Raw genomic sequence first — 22,630 nt, 5'->3', positions numbered from 1 at the left:
AAAACCTGGGGTGTTTGGCGCCTTTTTTTGTTTTTTCGGGGAGTTTGCGCGCGCCGAAGGCCAGCAGCTGCCGCGGAAACACGAGACAGCAGGGGGCCGCAAACCCGCCGCGCCAGCGGCCAAATAACAAAGGACTTTCATGTATCGGACCCGTGGCAAGGTAGTCGGCGTTGCGGTGGCGATCGCCGCATCCGGGTTGCTCGCCGCTTGCGGTGACAACGATTCGACGGCGTCGAGCACGCCGACGCTGACCCCCTCCACGTCGGCGGCCACGTCGGCGCCCGGATCCGCTTCCGCCGCGCCCGCGCCGGAGGGCGAGAGCGCTCCGCCCGCCCAGCCGAGTGCGGAGGACGCCCCGGCGCCCGCGCCGCAGGAACGTCCGGCGCCGGTGCCCGCCGAGGACATTCCGCCCGCCGAGACCGGCGATCTCGGTGACAAGGAGAAGACCTTCCTCGCCGAGTTGAACAAGCAGGGCGTCAACCCGTCCAACCCGCAGGACGCGATCACCATCGGCAACTACATCTGTGGCGCGGTCGCGGCGGGTAAGCCCGATGCCGAGATCGCCATCTACGCCAATGCGATGGCGGGCGCCGACCCGGCGTTCGATCCGGCCAAGATGCCGGTCGAGCAGGCCGGGAAGATCTACATCGACGTCGCGAAGCAGACGTACTGTCAGTGAGCGCGCGTCGCGGTTCGAGATCTCGCCGGTCCAGGCCGGTGGGCTGCCTGGTGCTGCTCGCACTGGCGGTGCTGGTAGTCATCGTGGTGGTGCTGGCCTGGTATCTGCTCGCCGGGCGGTTGCGGGAACCGGAGCCGGGGCCCAAGCCGCCCGATGAGCGGCCCACCAGCCAGCCCGCGAGCTGCCCCGATGTGCAGATGATCGCGGTGCCGGGTACCTGGGAGTCGGCAAGTAACGACGATCCGCACAATCCGACCGCGAATCCGGCCTCGCTGATGTTGAACGTCACCGGGCCGTTGCGTGAACAGTTCCCGGCCGAGCGGCTCGATATCTACACCGTGCCGTACGTCGCGCAGTTCTCGAACCCGATCGCGTTCCCGCCGGACGGCCAGCAGTCCTATAACAACAGCCGTTCCGAAGGCACCCGCAAGATGGTGGACACGCTCACCGCTCGGCATGCCGAATGCCCGCTGACCTCGTACGTGTTCGCCGGTTTCTCCCAGGGCGCGGTGATCGCCGGTGATATCGCGGCTCAGGTGGGCGCGGGTAACGGCCCGATTCCCGAGGATCTGCTGCTCGGTGTCACGCTGATCGCGGACGGCCGCCGCACCGGTGAGACCGGGCCGGGCAATGCGATCCCGATCGGCCCCGTCCCGCCGGGGGTGGGCGCCGAGGTCGCGCTGGCCGGCCTCAACGTTCCCGGCATCAGCATGACCGGGCCGCGACCGGGTGGGTTCGGATCGGTGGCCGATCGCACGTACACGATCTGCGCGCCGACCGACCTGATCTGCGACGCTCCGCGGGACGCGCTGCGTCCGACCAACATCGTCGGCAGCCTCACCACCCTGATCGGTGCGGTGGGCAATCCGGTGCACGCGCTCTACAACGGTTTTGTGGTCGATCCCAATGGCACCACCGCCACCCAGTGGACGGCCAACTGGGCAAGTGGCCTGATCGAGGCGGCTCCGCGGCCCCCGCATTCGTGAGGTCGGCAGAACTTCGGACGCCGCGGTCCGACCCCGTCGTCACGCTGTAAAGTGCGCTGATGATCGCGAGCCCGCCCCGTGCCAGGCGGCGGGTGCGCGCAGGCAATTTCCGATAGCCAGGAGCATGAGTTCATGACTGAAGCCGCCGCACCGGCTGGTGAGTTGAGCGCGCTGGGTTCGCCACTGCGTCCGTTCCGCTTCGCGGCTGCGGGTGAGGGAAACAAGCAAGAGGGCGGTGCCCGGAAGTTCATTCAGACCGCACAGCAGGCCGAGGAGTACGGCTTCGACACTTTCGTCGTTCCCGACCACCTCGGTGACCAGATCGGCCCGATCGCCGCGCTCGGCGCGCTGACCCAGGCCACCGAGCGGATCCGGCTCGGCACTTCGGTGCTGGCGAACGGTTTTCGCAACCCGGTGGTGCTGGCCAAGGACCTGGCCACCATCGACGTGCTGTCCAAGGGCAGGCTCGAGGTGGGGCTCGGCGCGGGCTGGAAGCAGGACGAGTTCCTCGCCGCCGGGCTCGAATACGATTCGCCCGGCATCCGCCTGGCCAAGCTCGATGAGGCGCTGACCATCCTCGACGTGCTGCTGCGCGGGCAGGAATGCACCTTCCAGGGCAAGTACTACCAGGTCAACGGCATCAAGGGCACCCCGCGTCCGCGGCAGGGCCCGCGTCCGCCGCTGTGCACCGGCGGCGGTGGCCCGAAGATGCTGCGCCTGGCCGCCAAGCACGCCGACATCATCTCCGTCGTTCCGGTCACCACCAAGAACGGCAAGGGTCTGCTCTCCGGTATCACCATGGAGAAGACCATCGAGAAGGTGAACCTGATCAAGGACGCCGCCGGTGAGCGCTTCGATCAGATCGAGCTGAACTGGGCGATCACCGCGATCGTCATCACCGACGACCGGGAGAAGACCGCGGAAATGGCGCTGTCGGCGATCGACCGCGGTCTGCACCCCGATCTCGAGGTCGACGTGAAGCTCACGGTCGAGGAGATCTTGAACTCGCCTTACGTGGCCATCGGTTCGTTCGAGGAAATCGCCGAACAGATCCGCCGGGTGCGGCAACTCACAGGGATGTCGTACGTGGGCGTGTTCCCCACCCAGATGGACGCGTTCGCCCCCGTGATTCCCTTGCTGCGGGACGAGTGAGTGGCTCTTCTCTGTAACATGTCTCTGGTTTGAGAACATCTAGCCGATAGGCGGTCACCGCGCAGACCGCAACAAAAATCTGCAGGGCCGGCTCGGTTGATACCCGGGCTCCCGCGGGCGAAAGCGAGTCGGGGCCTCACAGGTAACAGCGGCGAATGTCGTCGTCTGGCTGCGTGTGCCTCGGAGGAGAAGGAATGGACGAGACTTTCGACGATTACCTGGACGAAAACGGGAACATCACAATTCCCGAAGATCGCACCCTGGTCGATCACGTCGAGAAGCACACACGCAATGACGCGAACACGCTCGCGTACCGCTACATCGATTACTCGCGCGAGCGAGACGGTGAGGTGCACGAGCTGACGTGGCAGCAATTCGGGGTGCGCCTGCGCGCGGTGGCCGCCCGACTGCAGCAGGTGACCAACCCGGGCGACCGGGTCGCGATCCTCGCACCGCAGGGCCTGGACTATGTGATCTCCTTCTTCGCCGCCATCTACGCGGGCAACATCTCGGTGCCGCTGTTCGATCCCGACGAGCCCGGTCACACCGACCGGTTGCACGCGGTGCTCGGTGACTGCGAACCGTCGGCCATCCTCACCGCGAGCTCCTCCGCGGCCGGGGTGCGTCAGTTCTTCCGCTCGCTGCCCGCCGCTCAGCGCCCGCGCATCATCGCCGTCGACGCCATTCCCGACAGTGTCGGGGAGAGCTGGGTCCGCCCGGACATCGCCGTCGACGACATCGCCTACCTGCAGTACACCTCGGGCTCGACCCGGGTACCGGCCGGTGTGGAGATCACCCACCGCGCCGTCGGCACCAACCTGCTGCAGATGGTCGACGCGATCAACCTGGACTGGAATTCCCGCGGCGTCACCTGGCTGCCGCTGTTCCACGACATGGGCCTGCTGACGGTGATCCTGCCTGCGGTCGGCGGCAAATACATCACCATCATGTCGCCGAGCGCGTTCGTGCGCCGCCCGTACCGCTGGATCAAGGAACTGGCCGCGGTCTCCGACGGCGCAGGCACCTTCGCCGCCGCCCCGAACTTCGCGTTCGAGCACGCCGCGGCGCGTGGGCTGCCCAAGCAGGGTGAGTCGCTCGATCTGTCCAATGTCATCGGCCTGATCAACGGCAGTGAGCCGGTCACCACCTCGTCGATGAAGAAGTTCAACGAGGCGTTCGCTCCGTACGGTCTGCCCAAGACCGCGATCAAGCCCTGCTACGGCATGGCCGAGGCGACGCTGTTCGTCTCCGCGACCAAGTCCGAGGACGAGGCCAAGGTCACCTACGTCGACCGCGACGAGCTCAATGCCGGCCGCATGGTCAAGGTGGATCCGAGCGCCGAGAACGCCATCGCCCAGGTGTCGTGCGGTTATGTGGCGCGTTCGCAGTGGGCGGTCATCGTGGATCCGGAGACCGTGGAATCCGACGGCGGCGGCCATGAGCTGCCCGACGGCCGGGTCGGCGAGATCTGGTTGCACGGCAACAACATGGGCATCGGCTACTGGGGCCGCCCGGACGAGACCGCGGCGACCTTCCAGAACAAGCTCACCGAACGTCAGGAGTCGGGCAGCCACGCCGAGGGCGCCCCGGCCGACGGCAACTGGATGCGCACCGGCGATTACGGCGTCTACTTCGACGGCGAGCTCTACATCACCGGCCGCGTCAAGGACTTGGTGATCGTTGACGGGCGTAACCACTACCCGCAGGATCTCGAGTACTCCGCGCAGGAGGCGAGCAAGGCGCTGCGCCCCGGCTTCATCGCCGCGTTCTCGGTGCCGGCCAACCAGTTGCCCGCCGAGGTATTCGAGCAGGGCAGCCATTCCGGGCTGAAGTTCGACGCCGACGACGCCTCCGAACAGCTCGTCATCGTCGCCGAGCGTGGTCCGGGCGCGGGCAAGGCCGATCCACAGCCGATCGCCGACGCGGTGCGCGCGGCCATCTCGCAGCGTCACGGCGTCACCGTGCGCGATGTGCTGCTGGTACCGGCCGGTTCCATTCCGCGCACGTCGAGCGGCAAGATCGCCCGCCGAGCCTGCAAGGCCGAGTACATCGGCGGCACCTTGCGGGGCGGCTACACCCAGCAAGCCTTCCCGGACGCCCCGGAGGAGTGAGTTTCCCGGCCCGTCGCGGTGCATGCCGCGGCGGGCCGACTGCCCTGCCCGCTGTTCGGTCCACGCGCTGAAACAGCGGGCGGGGCGTCGACCGATATGGCTGTTCGAGAGACTTCGTGTTCGACCGACCGATGCCCGCGGCTGGGCGTCGCTAAGAGATGGGCGACGGTGCCCATTCGCCGCCGCGCCCAGCGCGCTTACAGGTAGCTTGAGGATTGATGGCTGAGAACGAGGGCATGGCTCCCGAGACGACCGACAACCACCACGTCGATCCCGGCGCGGAGGCCGATTCGGCTGCCACCGCCGCAGCTCCGGCCAATCCGGACATCTCCGTCGCCGAGCTGCGGGAATGGCTGCGCACGTGGGTCGCCGACGCGACCGGCCAGCCGCTCGAGCAGATCACCGTCGACCGCCCGATGGAGGAATTCGGGCTGGCCTCGCGCGATGCGATGGCCCTCGGCGGCGATATCGAGGAACTCACCGGTGTGGTGCTGAACGCGACGGTGGTCTACCAGCATCCGACCATCGCCTCGCTGGCCGACGTCATCGTCAACGGTGAGCCGGAGCTGCCGGCGGACGAGTCCGACGAGCTGTCCTACACCGCCGGATACGCCCCCGGCGAGGCACACGACATCGCCATCGTCGGCTTGTCGACGCGGCTGCCGGGTGCGGGGGATACCCCGGAGTCCACCTGGGAGTTCCTGATGAACCGCGGCGATGCGATCCGGGACCTGCCCGAGGGTCGCTGGTCGGAGTTCCTCAGCGAACCCTCGGTGGCCAAGGCCGTCGCCGAGGGTAAGACCAGGGGCGGCTACCTGGATCAGGATGTCGTCAAGGGCTTCGACGCCGAGTTCTTCGCCATGTCGCCGGTCGAGGTCGAGCGGGTCGACCCGCAGCAGCGGTTGATGATGGAGCTCACCTGGGAGGCGCTCGAGCACGCCAGGATTCCGGCGAGCGATCTCAAGGGCGCGCCGGTCGGTATGTTCATCGGCTCCTCCACCAGCGATTTCCAGATGATCGCCGCGCTCGGGCTGGCCGACCCGGATCCGACGCTGCCCGCCTCCGCCGAGGCGTACGCGATCATGGGCAGCTCCAACGGCATCATCGCCAACCGCGTCTCCTACTTCTACGATTTCCGCGGCCCCTCGGTCACCGTGGACACCGCGTGCTCGTCCACGCTGGTGGCGCTGCATCAGGCGGTGCGCGCGCTGCGTGACGGCGACGCCGATCTGGCGCTGGCCGGCGGCGTGAACATGCTGCTGATGCCGATGACGACGCTCGGCTTCGCGCCCGGCACCTCCGAGGACGGCCGGATCAAGGCCTTCGCCGCCGACGCGGACGGCATGGTGCGTTCCGAAGGCGCCGGCCTGGTGGTGCTCAAGCGGCTCGTCGACGCCGAACGCGACGGCGACCACATCTACGCGGTGGTCAAGGGCACGGCGATCAACAGCGACGGCCGCTCCAACGGCCTGCTCGCGCCGAACCCGGACGCCCAGGCCGACGTGCTGCGCCGCGCCTACCGCGACGCGGGCATCGATCCGAGCACCGTCGACTACATCGAGGCGCACGGCACCGGCACCCCGATCGGCGACCCCATCGAGGCCGAGGCGCTCGCCAGGGTGGTCGGCCGCGGCCGCGACGCCGACAAGCCGGCGCTGCTCGGTTCGGTGAAGACCAACTTCGGTCACCTCGAATCCGGTGCGGGCGTGCCGAGCTTGGCGAAGGTCGTCATGGCGTTCCAGCACAATGTGCTGCCGCCCAATATCAACTACTCCGCCCCGAGCCCGTACATCCCGTTCGAGCAGGCCCGGTTGAAGGTGGTGGACGAGCCGACCGAGTTCCCGCGCTACAGCGGTATCGCGACCGCAGGCATCTCCGGCTTCGGGTTCGGCGGCACCAACGCGCACGTGGTCTTGCAGGAATACGTGCCCGCGCAGGCAGCGGCCCAGGTCGCCGACGGCGCCGACACCGATGCCGAGACCACCGATGTGGTGGCCGAGACCACCGATGTGGTGGCCGAGGCCGAGAGCATCGTCGCCGAGTCGGAGGCGGCTGCGGAAACCGTTGCGGCGGAGCCGGAATGGTCCGCCGATCGAGCCGAACCGCTGCCGGTGATCCTCCCGGTGTCGGGCTACCTGCCCTCGCGCCGCAAGCGCGCCGCCGCCGAATTGGCCGACTGGCTGGAAGGCCCGGGCAAGGACGTTCCGCTGGCGGATGTCGCCCGGTCGCTGGCCAAGCGCAGCCACTGGCGTTCGCGCGGTGTGGTGCTGGCCAAGAACCACGAGGAGGCCGTCGCCGGTCTGCGCGCCATCGCGGCGGGCAAGCCGGGCACCGGTGTGTTCACCGCCGACGCCCCCGCGATCAAGGGCCCGATGTGGGTGTTCGCTGGTTTCGGCGCCCAGCACCGGAAGATGGGTAAGCAGCTCTACCAGGAGAATTCGATCTTCCGCCGCACCGTCGACGAGGTCGACGAGCTGGTGCAGGACGAGGCAGGCTACTCCATTCGCGAGATGATTCTCGACGACGCGCAGGACTACAACGTCGGCACCTCGCAGGTCGGCATCTTCACCATTCAGCTCGGCCTGGCCGCGCTGCTGCGCGCGCACGGCGCCGAACCCGCCGCCGTCGTCGGCCACTCCATGGGTGAGGTCGCTGGCGCCTACATCTCGGGCGGTCTGGCGCTGGAGGACGCGGTGCGGGTGATCTGCGCCCGCTCGCGCCTGATGGGCGAGGGCGAGCAGATGATCAGCGATGACGATGTGCGCAATATGGCGCTGGTCGAGCTGAGCGCCGACGACGTCGCCGAGCTGCTCACCGAGTTCCCCGACGTCGAGGTGGCCGTCTACGCGGCGCCGACCAATACCGTCATCGGTGGTCCGCAGGCGCAGGTCGCGCAGATCGTGGCGCGGGTGGAGGAGTCCGGCAAGTTCGCCCGGGTGCTGCAGACCCGCGGTGCCGGCCACACTTCGCAGATGGACCCGCTGTTGGGCGAGCTGGCCGCCGAGCTGGCCGGTATCGAGCCGACCAAGATGAAGGTCGGCCTGTATTCGACCGTCGACAAGGAGCAGTTCTACGCTCCCGGCCACGACCCGATCCACAACGAGGACTACTGGGTCAAGAACATGCGCCACAGCGTGTACTTCACCAACGCGGTGAAGCTCGCGGTGGATTCGGGTATCACCACCTTCCTGGAGCTGGCACCGAACTCGGTCGCGTTGATGCAGGTGCTCGGCACCACCTTCGCGGCCGGACTGCACGACGCGCAGCTGGTTCCGACGCTCAAGCGCAAGGAAGACGAATCGGCAGGCGTGATCTCGGCGCTGGCGCAGCTGTATGTGCACGGCCACGCCGTCGACCTGCCGTCGCTGCTGCCCGCCGGTGACTACGCCGACATCCCGCGCACGGCGTTCGTGCGCAAGGAGTACTGGCCCAAGGCCACCATGTCCACCGGCGGTAGCGGCCGGGCGCCCGGTTCGCATGTCGCGCTGCCCGACGGCAGGCATGTGTGGGAGGTGCAGGCCGCGGCCGTCACCGATCTGGCCACCTTGGTGCAGGCCTCGGCCGCGCAGGTGCTCAGCGACGTCTCGCTCGGCGCGACCATCGCGCACAGCGCACCGCCGGCTTCCGGCACGCTGACCACCACGCTGACCCCGCATCCCGGTGGGGCGTCGGTGCAGGTGCACGCGCGTGAGGGCGCCGGGTTCCGGTTGCTGTTCGACGCCGTCGTCACCTCGGGCGCCGCACTGCCCGAACCCGTTGCGGCCGCACCGGTTACGGCCGCGCCGGTCGAGGCCGCCGCGAGCACCGACCTCGAGGTCACCGAATCCTTCGGCGACCGTTGGGATCCCAACGGCTCGCAGACCGTCGAGGAGCGGCTGGCGTTGATCGTCGCCGAGTCGATGGGTTACGCGGTCGAGGATCTGCCGATGGAGATCCCGCTGATGGAACTCGGCCTCGACTCGCTGATGGCCATGCGGATCAAGAACCGCGTCGAATACGAATTCGATATCCCGCAGCTGCAGATCCAGGCCGTGCGCGATGCCAGCCTGCACGAGGTCGGCAAGGTGCTGCGGTACGCCATCGAACACCGCGACGAGGTGCAGGCCATCGCCGAGCGCCAGGCCGCGGGCGAGGACGTCAGCGTGGACGAGGGCTTCGTCGCCGCCGCGCGCGCCGCGCTGGAGGCGGGCGAGGATCCGGCCGCGGTGGTGCAGGCCGCCGCCGGTGCGTCGGCGAAGACCGACGCCGAGGACACCACGGTCGAGGCCGAGGCGGAAAAGATTGTCGCCGAGGCGGAGTCGGCCCCCCCGCCGAAGGCCGAGGCTGCGCCTGCCGCGAAGGCAGAGGCCGCGCCCGCCGCGAAGACCGAGGCCGCTCCCGCCGCCCTCTTCGGTGGCAAGGCCGAGACCGAAGACGACGTCCCCCCGCGTGACGCCGCCGAACGCATGACTTTCGCCACCTGGGCGGTCGTCACCGGCAAGTCGGCCAAGGGCATCTTCAACACCTTGCCGATCCTCGACGAGGACACCGCCGAGAAGCTGGCCGCGCGGCTGACCGAGCGGGTCGGCGCCGAGATCACCGTCGACGATGTGCTCGATTCCGAGACCATCGAAGATCTCGCCGACGTGGTGCGCAGGTTGCAGGACAGCGGCGCCGACGTGGACGGTTTCATCCGCCCGCTGCGCCCGCGCGCCGAGGGCTCGAATGCCGTGCCGGTGTTCGTCTTCCATCCCTCCGGCGGCAACACGCTGGTGTACGAGCCGCTGTTGAAGAAGCTGCCCGAGACCACCCCGATGTACGGCCTCGAGCGCGTCGACGGCGATATCGACGAACGCGCCCGCCAGTACGTGCCCGAACTGCGCAAGATCCAGGGCGACGGACCGTACGTGCTCTACGGCTGGTCGCTCGGTGCCGTGCTGGCCATGGCGGTGGCGCAGATCCTGCGCGCCGAGGGCGCCGATGTGCGCATCGTCGGCCTGATCGATCTGGCCATTCCCGCCGAGGGCGAGGACAACAGCCCCGAAGAGCGGGTGCGGCGGATGGAGCGCTACCAGGCGTTCGCGCAGAAGACCTACGGCGTGCAGGGCGAACTGGATCGGGACCAGCTGCTCGAACTGGCCAACGCGTCGGACGAAGAGCAGTTCAAGATGGTGTCGGATCTGATCAAGATGACCGGCGCGAAGATCCCCGGCGGGGTGCTCGAACACCAGCGCACCTCGTGGATCGAAAACCGTGCGCTGCAAAAGGTCCGCCCGACCCGCTATGACGGTGATGTGGTGCTCTACCTCGCCGACCGCTACCACGACGGCATGCTCGAGCTGGAGCCGCGCTACGCCGACCGGCTGCCCAACGGTGGCTGGGACGAGTACGTGCCCAACCTCGAGGTCATCCACATCCCCGGCGACCATCTGCAGATCATCGACGAGCCGCGCATCGGCAAGATCGGCGCGGACCTGTCCGCGAAGCTCGCGGAAATCGAGGCGAAAGGGGCCAAGTGAGCACGACTGCCGAGAAACTCGCGGACCTGCGTAAACGCCTCGAGCTGGCGCAGGAACCGGCGGGTGAAGCGGGGGTGGCCAAGCGGGCGAAGAAGGGAATTCCCAGCGCCCGCGACCGGATCAATATGCTGCTCGATCCTGGCACCTTCGTGGAAGTCGGCGCGCTGGTGCGCAAGCCGGGCGATCCGGAGGCCCTCTACGGCGACGGCGTGGTCACCGGGCACGGCCTGGTCGACGGACGCCCGGTCGCGGTGTTCTCCCACGATCAGACCGTCTACGGCGGATCGGTCGGTGAGATGTTCGGCCGCAAGGTGGCCGCGATCATGGAGTACGCCGAGAAGGTCGGCTGCCCCGTCGTCGGTATCAACGACTCCGGCGGCGCGCGCGTCCAGGAGGCGGTCACTTCGCTGGCGTGGTACGCCGAACTCGGCCGCCGTCAGGAGCCGCTGTCGGGTCTGGTGCCGCAGGTTTCCATGATTCTCGGTAAATGTGCCGGTGGTGCGGTGTACGCCCCGATCAACACCGATGTGGTGGTGGCGACCCAAGAGGCGTACATGTTCGTCACCGGCCCCAAGGTGATCCGCGAGGTCACCGGCGAGGACGTCAGCCTCGAGGAGCTCGGCGGCGCCAACAGCCAGGCCCAGTACGGCAATATCCACCACGTCGCCGAGGACGAGAAGGCGGCGTTCCAGTGGGTGCGCGATTACCTCGGCTATCTGCCCACCTCATGCCAGGAGCAGCCGCCGATCGTCAATCCTGGTCTGGAACCGGAGATCACCGACACCGACCTGGAACTGAACGGCATCGTGCCCGATTCCGACAACGCCGGATACGACATGCACGAGATCCTGCTGCGGATCTTCGACGACGGCGAATTCCACGAAATCGGCGCGACGGCCGGACGCAATCTGATCACCGGTTTCGCCCGGGTCGACGGACGCAGCGTCGGCGTGGTGGCCAACCAGCCCATGGTCTACGCGGGCGCGCTGGATGCGCGCGCCTCGGACAAGGCCGCCCATTTCGTGCGCATGTGCGACGCGTTCGAGATCCCGCTGGTGTTCGTCGTCGACACTCCTGGCTTCCTGCCGGGTGTGGAACAGGAGAAGATCGGCGTCATCAAGCGCGGCGGCCGGTTCCTGTTCTCCTTCGTCGAGGCGACCGTCCCGAAGGTGACGGTGGTGATCCGCAAGTCCTACGGCGGCGGGTACGCGGTGATGGGTTCCAAGCAGCTCGGCGCCGACGTCAACCTGGCGTGGCCGACCGCACGCATCGCGGTGATGGGCGCCGAAAGCGCCGTCAGCCTGATCGGCGGCAAACAGATCGCGGCCGCGCCGGAGGATCAGCGTCCGGCGATCCGGCAGCAGATGATCGACTTCTACAACGCCACCGTCGCCACGCCGTGGGTGGCGGCCGAACGCGGCTACATCGACGCCGTCATCGAGCCGTCGGCCACCCGGCTGGAACTGCGCAAGGCGTTGCAGCTGCTGCGCGACAAGACCATCCTGCGCAGCCCGCGCAAACATCACCTGCTGCCGCTGTAGAAGTGGGCATAGCGGCGTAGCCAGCAGACATCGGCTGGTTGCGCCCGATGTCGAGCGAAGCGCGATCGAGCATCCGGGTTCGCGGCCCGGCTCGCGTTTCCGCGACCGATGCGCAAGCCGAAGGCAAGCAGCGGTTCGGAAACGCGAGCCATCAGGGGCCGTGAACACGCGGCGCGAAGGCGCCGCAGTCAGACAGCGAGATCAGGCAACCTTCGCGGATTCGATCACGACGTTCTCCGACGGAACGTCCTGGTGGACGCCGTGCGAGGAGGTGGAAACCGCGGCGATCTTGTCGACCACCTCGGTGCCCTCGGTGACGGTGCCGAACACCGCGTAACCCCAACCCTGGCCGGCCGGCTGGGTGTGGTTGAGGAAGTCGTTGTCGGCCACGTTGATGAAGAACTGCGCGGTCGCCGAATGCGGGTCGTTGGTGCGCGCCATGGCGACGGTGTAGCGGTCGTTCTTGAGGCCGTTGCCCGCCTCGTTCTGGATCGGTGCCTTGGTCGGCTTCTGCTTCATATCGCCGTCGAAGCCGCCGCCCTGGATCATGAAGCCGGGGATGACGCGGTGGAAGATGGTGCCGTCGTAATGCCCGGCGTTCACGTACTCCAGGAAGTTCTTCACCGTGTTCGGTGCCTTGGCGTCGTCCAGCTCCAGCCCGATGGTTCCGTAGTTCGTCTCGAGATTCACCTTTGTCATACCCCACAGCTTTCCACTAGCCCCACCGGTCGACGGTAATTCGGGTGCCGTTTCTTCCGAATCCGCGTTCTGCTAAATAGCCGCCGCCCGGGCAATGTCGTGCTGAGCACGCCCCGTCTGGCACCGCGCTCTAGACTTCCCAACCGTGTCAGATGCAGTCGCTGTTTTGCCGGAGACGCCGCCCGCACCGCAGGTCGCTCCGCGCGATTTCCGGACCGCGCGGCTCATCGCGCTGGTCGCGGGAGTGCTCGGTGCCCTGTTCGCGCTGGCCACGCCGTTCTTACCGGTGACGCAGACGACGGCGACGCTGAGCTGGCCGCAGAACGGGCAGCTCACGAATGTGCAGGCGCCGCTGATGTCGCAGGTGCCGATCGAGCTGCGCGCGACCATCCCGTGTTCGGCGGTCGCGCAACTGCCGCCGCAGGGCGGCATGCTGCTGGCCACCGCGCCGCCGCAGGGCGATCGGGCGGCGCTGGAGGCGCTGTTCGTCCGGGTCTCGGACACCTCGGTGGACGTCGTCGACCGCAACGCCGTGGTCGCCTCCGCCCAGCGCGATGAGCTGGCCGGCTGCACCGACATCACCATCACCTCCGATATCGACCGCACGCACGCGATCTTCAACGGCCTGACCACCGATACGGGTCAGCCGGTGGAAGGGCAGCTGCTCGGCGATCTGCGGCCGCAGGTGGTCGGCGTGTTCACCGATCTGAAGGGTGAGGTCCCCGCGGGCCTGGCCTTCGACACCACCATCGACACCCGCTACAGCTCCACGCCGACCGCGATCAAGATGATCGCGATGATCGCGGCGGTGCTGTGCACGCTGATCGCGCTGACGGCGCTGGCCCGGCTGGACACCAGCGACGGGCGTGGTCACCGCCGGTTCCTGCCCGCGCACTGGTTCAAGCCGAGCTGGGCCGACGGCGCCGTCATCGGCACGCTGCTGGTGTGGCATTTCGTCGGCGCCAACACCTCCGACGACGGCTACATCCTGAGCATGGTCCGGGTCGCGCCGGACGCCGGCTATATGGCCAACTACTTCCGCTGGTACGGCGTCCCCGAGGCGCCGTTCGGCTGGTACTACTACGTCATCCAGCTCTTCGCCGAGGTGTCGACGGCCAGCCCGTGGGTGCGTTTGCCCGCGCTGGCCTGCGCGATCCTGTGCTGGATGGTGATCAGCCGCGAGGTGGTGCCACGGCTGGGTCGCGGGGTGCGCAACAGCCGGGTGGCGCTGTGGACCGGTGGCCTGGTGTTCCTTGCCTTCTGGCTGCCGTTCGACAACGGCCTGCGCTCGGAGCCGATCGTCGCGCTCGGCGCGCTGCTGACCTGGGTCTCGATCGAGCGGGCCATCGCCACCGGACGGCTGCTCCCCGCCGCGGCCGCGGTGCTGATCGCCGCGTTCACGCTCGCCGCCGCGCCGACGGGCCTGATGTGTGTGGCCGCGTTGCTTGCCGGTATCCGGCCCATGGTCAAGATCGTGGTGCGTAAGCGGCGCGAACACGGGACGCTGCCGCTGCTCGCGCCGATCGCCGCCGCCGGTCTACTGGTGTTGACCGTCGTCTACAGCGATCAGACCTTCGCGGGCATCCAGGAAGCCAACCGGGTCCGCCAGGCCACCGGCCCCAACCTGGCCTGGTACGAGGACTACCTGCGCTACTACTACCTGTTCGTGGAGACCGTCGACGGTTCGGTCTCGCGCCGGTTCGCCTTCCTGGTGATGCTGCTGTGCCTGTTCACCACCATGCTGGTGCTGCTGCGCAGGCGCCGGGTGCCCGGCATCGCCAGCGCCCCGACCTGGCGGTTGATGGGCATCGTGTTCGGAACGATCTTCTTCATGATGTTCAACCCGACCAAGTGGACCCACCACTTCGGCGCCTACGCCGGTATCGCCGGTTCGCTGGCGGCGGTCACGGCGGTCGCGGTGTCGGCCAGCGCGCTGCGTGCGCGCAAGAACCGGGCGATCTTCCTGGCGGGTCTGCTGTTCGTGCTCGCGGTGGCGTTCTCCGGGATCAACGGCTACTGGTACGTCTCCAGCTTCGGGGTGCCGTGGTTCGACAAGCGGGTCTCGGTCAGCGGCATTCAGTCCAACACCGTCATCCTGATCCTGTTCGGACTGGCGCTGGCGCTGGTGGCCTGGCACGCGCTGCGTGAGGGGTATGCGAAACCGCCGAGTTCGCCGCGCTCGGCCCGCGGGCGGCGGATCCGGAAATTCGCCGCCATCCCGTTGACGCTGGTCGCCGCGGCGATGGTGCTGTTCGAGGTGCTCTCGCTGGTCAAGGGCGCGTACTCGCAGTACCCCGGCTATTCGCTGGCGCGCTCGAACTTCGACGCCATCACCGGCTCCAGCTGCGGTCTCGCCAACGACGTGCTGGTCGAAGCCGATCCCAACGGTGGCCGGTTGACCCCGATCATCGATCCGGCGAACCCGCCGACCAACCCGAACGATCCGCTGGCCGGCGTCGACCCGGAGGGCTTCGATCCCAACGGTGTGCCCGACGATCTGTCCGCCGACGCCGTCGAGGTGAAGCCGGGCACCGGTAACACCTCCACCCAGTCGGTCGGCGCCGCGTTCGCCGAGGGGCAGAGCGCGGGCACCGGCGGCGGCCAGGGCGCGCTCGGCGTCAACGGCAGCACCGTGGCCCTGCCGTTCGGGCTCGACCCGGCGACCACACCCGTGCTCGGTAGCTACCAGAACGGCGTGCAGAAGCCGGCCTTCGTGACGTCGAGCTGGTACGGGCTGCCGGAGCGGTCCGAGGACAAGCCGCTGATCGTCATCTCCGCGGCCGGGCGCATCCTGTCCTACGACGACACCGGCGCCATGCAGTACGGCCAGTCGCTGACCGTGGACTACGGCAAGCGTCAGCCCGACGGCAGCGTCACCCAGCTGGGCACCTACCTGCCCCGCGATATCGGACCGTTCCCGTCCTGGCGCAACCTGCGGGTGCCGCTGGACGAGATCGCCCCCGAAGCCGATGCGGTGCGCATCGTCGCCAACGACCCGATCCTGATCGGCGACCAGTGGCTGGCTTTCACCCCGCCGCGGGTGCCGACCCTGGAATCGGCCAACAGCTTCCTCGGTTCCGAGCAGCCGGTGCTGCTGGACTGGGCCGTCGGCCTCCAGTTCCCCTGCCAGCGCCCGTTCGCCCACCACAACGGCGTCGCCGAGGTCCCGCGCTACCGCATCCTGCCCGACCGCCCGCTGGCCGTGAGCTCCACCGACACCTGGCAGGCCCAGGAATTCGGCGGCCCCCTCGGCTTCTCCCAGATGCTCGCCGAATCGGTCACCATGCCCACCTATCTGAAGGACGACTGGGCCCGCGACTGGGGTTCCCTGGAACGCTACGACCAGTACTACGAGGCAGTCCCGGCCGAACTGCAGACGGGCACCGAAACCCGCTCCGGTTTGTGGCAGCCGGGCAAGCTCCGGGTGTTCTGAGCCGGTCCCAGAACGTGACGAAGGGCGGTGCTCGTCATATCGACGAGCACCGCCCTTTCTGCGGAAGCCGGCTCCGGGCTGCGGATGCGGGGGAAGGTGCGGGACTTCTGAGCAGTCTGGACTGTTATAAGTCTGGCGGTACGCTCGTCGGCATGACGAGCGGCGCCCCGAGCGACTGGTACCGGTGGATCCCCGCGCAGATTACTGCGGCGGAATACGAGGATCTGCCTGCGGATTTCAGCCGCACCATCGAGGTGGTCGACGGTCACATCGTGAAGTGCGAGAGTCCGTCGCGGTTGCACAACCGGGTGGCGCGCAGGTTGGCTGCCTCACTGGAGAGCGGCCGTAAGCCCGAGCCATGCCTGATGGTCGAAACGGACGTCGACGTCCGGCTCAGCGACGTTCCGTTGAGCCTGCGCCGCCCGGACGTCACGGTGTATCACTGCCTGGAGGATGACGAACGGCTCTACGCCGGCGACGCCGTACTGGTCGTGGAGATCGTTTCGCCCGACAGCTCCTTCCGGACCGACACCGTCGAGAAAAAGGCTGTGTACGCGGCGGCCGGCATCCCCGCTTACCTGATCGTGTACCCCAACGAATCCGGCGACGGAATCTCCCAGATCGAGGAATTCCGGCTGTCGGACGGCCGCTACCACCTCGTCTACCTGCACACGCGCCGCCTGACGATGGAAGATCCGGTGCCGGTCGACGTCTCCTTCGCCGAATTGATCTCTGGGTGATCGGCTTCTGGTCGCGCGCCTAGGAAACTGAGGAAGGGCGGTGTTCGTCGATATGACGAGCACCGCCCTTCGGGTGGACGAGGGAAGTTCGCTGACTACACGTTGGTGAGGCGCCGGCCGAGTTCGCGCCGTAACACCTCCTGATCGGGTAACCGATTGAGCACCCGTAGCACCGACGGGCGCAGTTCTCGTTGCTCCTCGTCGGTGAGCAGTCCGACGAGATCGCGCAGGGGCATATCTTCGAAGGCCGGAGTCATAGGTTCAACTGTACGACTCGACGCTGGGTAAATCCTGAGATCGAAACAAGCAGTAGCGCAACGTTTCCCGGGCCGACACTGAGTGACCGGTGAGTTACTGCGCGGTATCGCCGGCGGCCGGAAAATCTACCCCGTCCGCGGGCGGATATACCCACCAGAGGGAAGGCAGGCGGTACATCCGTCGCGGCGGTGCGGTGACGTTGGCACTACGTCGACAGTGCCCTGTCGCCCGAGGAACTCGCTCGGGTCATCTGATCCGGATCGGGGAGTCGTCGGCCAGACCCGAGCGGGTCACGGTCGTGATGTCGAGTTCGGCCGGCATCGCATCCGGGTCGTACGGGGTGAACTGTTCCAGCGAACCCCAGTCGCGGCCCCAATCGTCGTTCAGGTACGTGGGCACGGTCTCGGCTTGCAGTAGTAGTTCGGTCCAGCCGAGGGGGCCGCCGCCGATGTCGTCCTGCCAGGCGTTGGAGGCGTCGGAGCCGACGCGGTCGGGCAGGATGCGCCAGCGCGGGACCTCGGCCACGCCGTAGCGGTGGTCGAAGGGACGCTGGCAGGGGAAGGCCAGGCCGACGTGCCAGTCCAGCAGGACCGGGTCGGTGTGGCCGACGACCGAATCGAGGGTGGCCAGGCGCGGCAGGCGGGGCGGGGTGATGGCCAGCCATTGCCGCTGGGTGATGTCATTGTCGGTGGCGACCAGGCGCACCGCGTTCACCTCGGCGGGCAGCTGGTCCAGCGGCACCCGCAGGTTGCGCCAGGACGGCGCCGGTCCGATATCGGTCGGCGCGATCGCGCCGAGGACGGTCATGGTGCCGTCGGCGGCGCGGGTTCCGTACTCCAGCACCAGGTCCTGGCCGTAGGTGAGCACGCCGTCGGCGTCGACGGAGCGGATACGACCGGCCGCGGTGATGGCGAGCACCTGGTAGGCGGGGTCCTCGCGCAGGGAGCCGGACAGGTCGAGGCGATACCACTGGGTGGTGAGCTTCGCCTGCTTCTGGTCGTCGTCCTGGTAGCTGCCGAGCACCGGGGTGCGGGCGGGGTCGAGGCCGAACGGGAGCGCGACAGTCGACCCGTTGATGCCCGCCTGCGCGGTGGTGCCGCCGCCGGTGCCCGCGCCGGTGGTGTCGCTGGTCTTGTTGTCGTTATCGGTTTCGACGGTATTGGCGCCGCCGCCGGCGATTTCCTCGGCGTCGGCGGTGAGATCGTCGGCCACGCCGTCGGGGGTGAATCCGACCGTCTGTACGCCGGGTTCGCTGGAGACGAGACCGTCGGCGGGGTCGCCGTCGTACGGAGTCAGCAGTGAATCGGCGGTATTGGTTTCCACCAGTACCGAATCCGCGAGCGCGCAGGGCTCACCGGCCAGGGAGCGCACATTGGATTTCGCGACCGAGTACGCGGGGTATTGGGAAACGGCGGCTTTGGCCAGCGAGGCCACCTCGAAGATCACCATCAGCGCGGCCGCGATCGTCAACGGGGCCGAGGCGTACCGGCCCCATCGCGAACCGCCGGAACGCTGATACGGCTGCCGGTAATGCAGCCACAGCGCGACCAGCAGCGCCAGCACGCTGAGCCCGAGGAACAGCGTCGATATGCCCTTGCCCGCCACCAGCGGCGCCTTGTCCCACCAGGGCACACCGTAACTGGACACATACCACCAGCCGTTGGACCCGGTGAACGTGATGGCGAGCAGGAAAAGCACGGCCGCGGCGAACAGCGCCCGGTTACGCGCCGAGCGAATCCCGTTGACGCCCACCGCGACCGCCGCCAAAGCGGCGAGCGAACCGGCCAGCCCGGCGTACACGCCGAAGTGATGGGTCCATTTGGTCGGCGTCCACATCATCAGCAGCAGCGAGGCGAACACGATGCCGAGAATGCGCACCGACGGCCCACGCGAGGTGCCGGGAATCCGGCCCTTGCGCAACACTTGCAGTACACAGACCAGCAGGCACAGCAGCATCAGCAGCACACCGAAACGCCGCGACAGCGAACCGTCCGGTGCCAGCATGAGCAGCGAGTCCCAGCGGGTGCGCTCGTCGAACCATGCGACGTTGGGCCCGACGATGGTGCGCACCCGGGTGGCTTCCATGACGGTGGCCAGGGTCTGGTCGGCGAAAATGACCACCAGCACCAGGGTTCCGGCGGCGATGCCCGGTGCGAGCAGCGCCGCGTAGCGGAAGATTCCGCTGGCGAGCGAACCGCGCGGGCGCTGAGCGGGTTTCGCATCGGCTTCCCGAACCCGGCTGTCAGGTCGCTGGGGGACGCCGTCCGGCCGAGCTTCGCCGCCCGCGCCCCGCACTCGCGCCCGAGCCTCGGCGAGCACCGATTGCGTCGCAACCTCACCCCGCGCCCGCTTCACGATCACCTGCAACACCGGCCGCGACCCAGCGATCAGTGCCGCGATACAGATCAGCCCGGTCGGCCCGGCGGCCAGCGAGAAGGCCGCGATGAGAATGCCGATCGCCGCGGGCAGCAACCGTGAGGTGGCGATGGCGCGTTCGATCGAGCACCAGGTGAGCAGCGCACCGGCAGCGATCAGCGGTTCGGGCCGCAGGCCGTTGTCGTAGGGCAGCCAGAAGGCCAGGAACACCAGTCCGGCCGTCCACAATGCCACCTTGTTGCGGCGCACTCGCGCACCGAGCCGGGGCAGCACCTCGCGGCTGATCACCAGCCAGCACACCACGCCGGCCAGCAGCGCGGGCAGCCGCATCCACGGGCTGGCGTCGGAGACCCGCGTCATCCATGACAGCACCTCGTACGACCACCCGAACGGCGCCTCGGGCACCCCGAACCAGCGGTAGTAGTTGGCCATGTAGCCGGCGTGCTCGGAGGCACGCGCCATGTTCAGGATGTAGCCGTCGTCGGAGGTGTTGGCGCCGATGACGTGCCAGAGCGCGAGCGTGCCGAGCACCGCGCCGTCGGCGAGGGTGAACCGCCACCAGTGCGCGGGCAGGAAGCGGCGCGCACGTCGCCCGTCGGAGGTGTCGAGCAGATGCAGCGCGATCAGCGCGACGATGGTGCTCAGCACCGCGATGATCATCGCGGCGAGCTTCAACACGCTGGGCGAGGAGCTGAAACGCGAATCGATATCGGCGTGCAACCGGATGCCGTCGAGCCGCGCCTGCTCCAATTCGGTGAACACGCCGACCATCTGCGGCCGGATATCGCGAGTGACGGTGGCGCGGAACGGCGTTCCATCCGCGCGATTCGCCCCGGAGATCTCGGCGCTGGTGGCCGCGGCTTCCGAGGTGACCCGCACGACTTCACAATCGCCGATCTCGGCCACCGGCGCCGACAGCAACGGCACATCACGCAACAGCACCGACAGCGAACCGTCGCGCACCGCCACGATCAGCCCCTTGGCCGAGGCCTGATCCGACTCCATCGGGATGGTGGAGACCAGCGTGCCCGTAGCGTCCCGCAGCACCGGGCACGGCACCGTGAGCTCGAGGCGCAGCGGTTCGTAACTCACCAGTGGCGCTTCGACGCTCGTCTGCCCGGCCTGCGGCCAGTCGAGCACCGCCTGCTCCTGACGCACCGGCAGCAGCGGGGTCAGCAACGCCAGCACGAATCCGAGAAATCCGGAGACGAGGGCGATCAGGCGGAGACGGTTGAACGCTCTGGGAGATCGGTCCGGTCGCACGGGACTCGACTCTAACCGGCGCTGCCGGACGGAGCCCGCTGCCTGCCCGTGGGCGCCGAAGCTAACGCAGCATCCGCACGTCCCACACCCAGACGTCCTCGACCCTGGTCGGTCCGGTGCCGAGCAGTTCGGTCATGGTCTGGCGCAGGGTATCGGCGTTGGTGGTGCGTGGCAGTACCACCACGTCGGCCTGCCAGTACCGCAGATCGGCCAGTGCCGCCGCGCGGTCGTCGGCGTCGATCGCCGGAACCTTTCCGGTGTCCTGCGCCTTCACCAGCAGCGACGCGGTGGCCCGCGCGGCGGGACCGTAGATGCCCTTCTTGTCCGCGCCGGTGGGCCCGACGAAGTAGCCGCCGGCGAGCGGGAAGGTGAAGCCCGCGTCGGCTTGCCAGCGCAGCGCCCGCGCGTCGGGTGGGCGCGGCGGCGGCACCACCACCACCGAGCCGTGGTCGACGTACCGGTCGACGGTGCCGTCGGCGAAGAACTGCGGCGTCTCCTGGCGCTCGGCCACCGGCAGGATCGTCGGCACCAGCGGCAGCAAAGCGAAGGCGAGCGCGGCGAACCAGCCGAGCGGCTTGGGGTCGACCGCGGACTCCTTCCACAGGGCGACGGCCCGTTCGGTGGCCAGCGCCAGGATCACCGCGATGGCCGGAATCGCGGCCATGGTCAGCCGGGATTCCAGCATGGAGTTGACCAGCGGCACCGATTCGAGCAGCCGCCATGGCAGCGCGATGCCGGTGGGTTCTTTGCCGAACTCCGCCTCCGAACCCAGTGACAGCACCCCGAACACCACGATGACGCCCGTCGCGGCCCGCACCATGCGCTCACGCCACAGCAGCGCGACGGTCGCCACCAGCAGCAACAGCAGCGGCCAGCCGAAATAGGCGTTCTGTTCGGTCGGATTGATCGCCACGCTCTGGCCGGGGGAGAACATGCCGCCGAGCGATTCCGAGGGGAACTGGGCGATGGCCTTGAGATCGTTGCCCATCGGACCGTGGTCGATGGATCGATAGCTCTGCGGCCCGAAGAACTGCCACCACAGCGGGATCGCGGTGAGCGCGAGCGTGATCGCCGCGGCCAGCGCCACCGTCGGGGTGGCGCGGCGCAGCACGAGCAGCCCGGCCCGTGGTTCGCGCAGGTAGTAGCCGATGGCGAAGACCGCGATGGCGAGCGCGAAGATCAGCAGAGGTTCCTCGCCGAGCGCGATCTGCATCGCCACCAGTAAGCCGAGGATCAGCGCATCGCGAACCCGGCGGCCCGGCCGCTCGGTCACGCTCGCCCGGCGCACCAGCCGGATCAGCTGCCCGGCGATCAGCGGCAGCAGAACCAGCACCACGAAGTTCGGGTGGGCATTGGCGTGCGAGATCATCGCCGGCGCGAAGCCGCAGAACAGACCGCCGATGACGGCCGCGGTCCGCGAACTCACCAGTTCCCGGGAGAACAGCCAGTACCAGGCGAACGCGGTCGCGCTCAGGCCGAGGGTGAGGACGAACACGAAGGTGACCGTCGGCCCGAACAACAGGGTGACCGGCGTCAACGGGACCCCGACTCCGAACATGGCCGTATTGGCCATCATGTTCACCCCGGCCGGGAAGTTTTGCAGATTCGTCCCGAGCGGGTTCTCCAGATTCGCGACCGAATGGGCGGTGACCGCGAAGAACCACTCCCACATGGTCTGGTCCTGGCCGCTCTTGATCAGGTAGGAGCCGCTGGTATCGCGCCACTGCCCGGACAGGATGACGGTCGCGAGCACCAGGTAGCCGGTGCCGACCAGCAGGTCGGCGCGCGGTATCCGCAGCCGCGGACGGGTCCGTTCGGGTGTGTGGCCGGTGGCGAGCCGCGGAGCCGTCGACGGCCCTTCCGTCGCGACCTCCACCGCCGTCGATCCACCCCG

Annotated in this window: 12 protein-coding genes; 8 read left to right on the top strand and 4 right to left on the bottom strand. The window is 68.2% G+C overall.

The window, feature by feature from the left end; translation table 11 throughout:
* The first annotated feature begins 139 nt into the window (after positions 1-139).
* The 6 genes from AC5W7N_RS04110 (at position 140) to AC5W7N_RS04085 (ending at position 11,967) form a co-directional block, all read left to right on the top strand.
* Complete coding sequence (locus tag AC5W7N_RS04110) at positions 140-679, top strand: DUF732 domain-containing protein (RefSeq protein WP_194991617.1); 540 nt, start codon at positions 140-142, stop codon at positions 677-679.
* Positions 676-1,665, top strand: a complete 990-nt coding sequence (locus AC5W7N_RS04105) for a cutinase family protein (RefSeq protein ID WP_375139389.1) — start codon at positions 676-678, stop codon at positions 1,663-1,665. Before AC5W7N_RS04110 ends, AC5W7N_RS04105 begins: the two co-directional genes overlap by 4 nt.
* A 132-nt stretch (positions 1,666-1,797) precedes the next feature.
* On the top strand, positions 1,798-2,817 hold the full coding sequence (locus tag AC5W7N_RS04100) for an LLM class F420-dependent oxidoreductase (RefSeq protein ID WP_194991618.1): 1,020 nt from the start codon (positions 1,798-1,800) through the stop codon (positions 2,815-2,817).
* A 194-nt stretch (positions 2,818-3,011) separates the two neighbouring features.
* Positions 3,012-4,928 (top strand): long-chain-fatty-acid--AMP ligase FadD32, encoded by a 1,917-nt coding sequence (fadD32, locus tag AC5W7N_RS04095; protein ID WP_163813546.1) that lies wholly within the window; start codon positions 3,012-3,014, stop codon positions 4,926-4,928.
* Positions 4,929-5,146: 218 nt separating this feature from the next.
* Positions 5,147-10,426: a polyketide synthase Pks13 gene (gene pks13, locus AC5W7N_RS04090; RefSeq protein WP_495923293.1), complete on the top strand. Its 5,280-nt coding sequence runs from the start codon at positions 5,147-5,149 to the stop codon at positions 10,424-10,426.
* Complete coding sequence (locus AC5W7N_RS04085) at positions 10,423-11,967, top strand: acyl-CoA carboxylase subunit beta (protein ID WP_163813545.1); 1,545 nt, start codon at positions 10,423-10,425, stop codon at positions 11,965-11,967. The genes pks13 and AC5W7N_RS04085 overlap by 4 nt, the downstream gene beginning before the upstream one ends.
* Before the next feature lie 201 nt (positions 11,968-12,168).
* Here AC5W7N_RS04085 and AC5W7N_RS04080 read toward each other — a convergent pair whose 3' ends face one another.
* Positions 12,169-12,666, bottom strand: coding sequence for a peptidylprolyl isomerase (locus AC5W7N_RS04080; RefSeq protein ID WP_130918458.1), 498 nt, complete (start codon positions 12,664-12,666; stop codon positions 12,169-12,171).
* Positions 12,667-12,811: 145 nt separating this feature from the next.
* On the opposite strand from AC5W7N_RS04080, the gene AC5W7N_RS04075 reads away from it, so the two are divergent.
* Together AC5W7N_RS04075 and AC5W7N_RS04070 are read left to right on the top strand one after the other, a co-directional pair.
* Entirely contained in the window at positions 12,812-16,099 is a 3,288-nt protein-coding gene (locus tag AC5W7N_RS04075; protein WP_495923290.1) for an arabinosyltransferase domain-containing protein, read from the top strand.
* Between the two features lie 14 nt (positions 16,100-16,113).
* Positions 16,114-16,839 carry a Uma2 family endonuclease gene (locus AC5W7N_RS04070; RefSeq protein ID WP_495923288.1) on the top strand — a complete coding sequence of 242 codons (726 nt, stop codon included), beginning with the start codon at positions 16,114-16,116 and terminating at the stop codon, positions 16,837-16,839.
* A gap of 95 nt (positions 16,840-16,934) precedes the next feature.
* Here the strand turns inward: AC5W7N_RS04070 and AC5W7N_RS04065 are convergent, their stop codons facing one another.
* The 3 genes from AC5W7N_RS04065 to AC5W7N_RS04055 form a co-directional block, all read right to left on the bottom strand.
* Positions 16,935-17,096 carry a hypothetical protein gene (locus AC5W7N_RS04065; protein WP_014348450.1) on the bottom strand — a complete coding sequence of 54 codons (162 nt, stop codon included), beginning with the start codon at positions 17,094-17,096 and terminating at the stop codon, positions 16,935-16,937.
* 247 nt (positions 17,097-17,343) lie between these two features.
* The gene (locus AC5W7N_RS04060; protein WP_495923286.1) at positions 17,344-20,736 is read right to left on the bottom strand and encodes an arabinosyltransferase domain-containing protein; all 3,393 of its coding nucleotides are present in this window, start codon (positions 20,734-20,736) and stop codon (positions 17,344-17,346) included.
* Between the two features lie 61 nt (positions 20,737-20,797).
* Positions 20,798-22,612, bottom strand: a complete 1,815-nt coding sequence (locus AC5W7N_RS04055) for a glycosyl transferase (protein WP_495923284.1) — start codon at positions 22,610-22,612, stop codon at positions 20,798-20,800.
* Positions 22,613-22,630 lie beyond the last annotated feature (18 nt).

It is taken from the genome of Nocardia sp. CDC519, assembly GCF_059509835.1.
Note: the sequence above shows the minus strand (reverse complement) of the source record. Positions and strands in the feature narration are given on the sequence as shown.